This is a genomic window from Streptomyces tricolor, assembly GCF_002155905.1.
Lineage (GTDB): Bacteria > Actinomycetota > Actinomycetes > Streptomycetales > Streptomycetaceae > Streptomyces > Streptomyces tricolor.
Map to the genome: position 1 here is coordinate 1 of NZ_MUMF01000814.1, position 1,611 is coordinate 1,611.

The window sequence follows — 1,611 nt, forward strand, 5'->3', positions numbered from 1 at the left end:
GCGGACGGGGGAGGGCACGGCGGGCTCCGGGACCGGCACCCCGGGAGGAGAGGACCCGGAGACGACCCGGAGATGTCCCTGATGTCCGGCTGGAGCATGGCATCGCGGGGATCCGGCGGTGCAGGATGGAAGCGACGGGACGAGCCTGCCAGGAGGACCGGATGATTGCCGAGACAGTCTGCTCAGCCGTGTCCGCGGCGGGCCTGGGTATCGCGGTGGTCACGGCCTACCGCAAGCGGTTCCTGGCGGCGGTCCGCCTCGCGGCCTACTCGCTGGTGCCGGTCGGACTGGTGATGACCGGGGTCGTCGGGTGGCTCGCCGACACCGCCCTGAGCCCCACCGCCTGGGCGGGTTTCGGAGTACTGGGCGCGGCCTGGCTGCTGCTCGCCGGCTCCCGGGTCGTGGAGCGCCGGCGCGGAGGTGCCGAGCGCAAGGCGGCCGGGCGAGCCGGGCGGGACGCGGTGGCGCCCGCGGCCTCGGCACCGTCCCTGGGCGGGGCGGCCCGCCCCGCGGCACGCCCCTCCTCCGCATCCCGGGCCGCCGACCCGGCCGAGGACTTCAGCGACATCGAGGCCATCCTCAAGAAGCACGGCATATGACAGTCACATGACTGGCTGAAACGACACAGGTGGGTCCGCGGGCGTCCGGAATCGTTCACCAGCCGAACGAGACCTCACGGTATTCGGCGAACTCCCGCAAGATCCCTGTGCGCTGATCGCGGCCGGCTGCCGGGTGCGTCATGATCTGCGGCGAGATGCTGGACACGACACAGAGCGAGGCCGCGCCGCCGAAGGACGAGCCGCGCGGGTGCCTCTTCGCCCTTTCCCAGCCACCGCTGATGATCTTCCTGGCGGTGATCGGGTGTCTGCTCCTCATGGCTGCGCTGCACGATCTGCTGTTGCTGTGAGCCGTACACGTCCGTCCCGGCGCCACCCGCCGGGACCGACGTCGCACCGGGCAGGTCCCGTACGACTCGGCGCCCCGCCGCCCCGCTCAGCCCGCAGCCTCCTTGCGCCGGGCCCGGTAGGCGGCCACATGCAGCCGGTTGCCGCAGGTGCGGCTGTCGCAGTAGCGGCGCGAGCGGTTGCGGGAGAGGTCCACGAAGGCGCGCCGGCAGTCCGGTGCCTCGCAGCGCCGCAGCCGCTCCCGCTCGCCGGCCACCACGAAGAAGGCGAGCGCCATCCCGCAGTCGGCGGCGAGATGGTCGGCCACGGAGGCGCCGGGGGCGAAGTAGTGCACATGCCAGTCGTAGCCGTCGTGGTCCGTCAGGCGGGGAGTGGTGCCCGCCGCCGCGACCAGCTCATTGATCATCATGGCGGCGGACCGGGAGTCGGGCGCCGCGAAGATCGCCGCGAACCGCCCCCGGACCCGCCGCACGGCCGAGAGATCGAACTCCGACAGCACGCCGACGTCGCTCATCTTGTGGTTTCGCACGAAATCCGCGAGGGCCGGGACATCGGGCAGTCCGTCCGCCGCCGCGTCGTCCTCCGGCGCGGTGTTCACCAGATCCACCACGGTGTCGAGGGCACACCGGGTGTCGTGGGTGATCAGCACGTTTCGCTCCCTGGCCTGAGGGTCGGGCGGGCGCCCGCCCGACCCTCAGGCCAGGGA

The 1,611-nt window shown here is 72.6% G+C and carries 3 protein-coding genes; 2 read left to right on the top strand and 1 reads right to left on the bottom strand.

Features of this window, described 5'->3' with window-relative positions; translation table 11 throughout:
* Positions 1-161 precede the first annotated feature (161 nt).
* Both CCN44_RS39990 and CCN44_RS45325 read left to right on the top strand, forming a co-directional pair.
* Positions 162-599 carry a hypothetical protein gene (locus CCN44_RS39990; RefSeq protein ID WP_086704038.1) on the top strand — a complete coding sequence of 146 codons (438 nt, stop codon included), beginning with the start codon at positions 162-164 and terminating at the stop codon, positions 597-599.
* A gap of 155 nt (positions 600-754) precedes the next feature.
* Positions 755-907, top strand: coding sequence for a hypothetical protein (locus CCN44_RS45325; protein WP_167345734.1), 153 nt, complete (start codon positions 755-757; stop codon positions 905-907).
* Between the two features lie 86 nt (positions 908-993).
* Here CCN44_RS45325 and CCN44_RS39995 read toward each other — a convergent pair whose 3' ends face one another.
* Positions 994-1,554, bottom strand: coding sequence for a CGNR zinc finger domain-containing protein (locus CCN44_RS39995; RefSeq protein WP_059248282.1), 561 nt, complete (start codon positions 1,552-1,554; stop codon positions 994-996).
* Positions 1,555-1,611: the final 57 nt, after the last annotated feature.

Excerpts from the sequence above, each read along its gene's own strand:
- CCN44_RS45325 (WP_167345734.1), top strand. The coding sequence starts at position 755 with ATGCTGGACACGACACAGAGCGAGGCCGCGCCGCCGAAGGACGAGCCG.
- CCN44_RS39990 (WP_086704038.1), top strand. The coding sequence starts at position 162 with ATGATTGCCGAGACAGTCTGCTCAGCCGTGTCCGCGGCGGGCCTGGGT.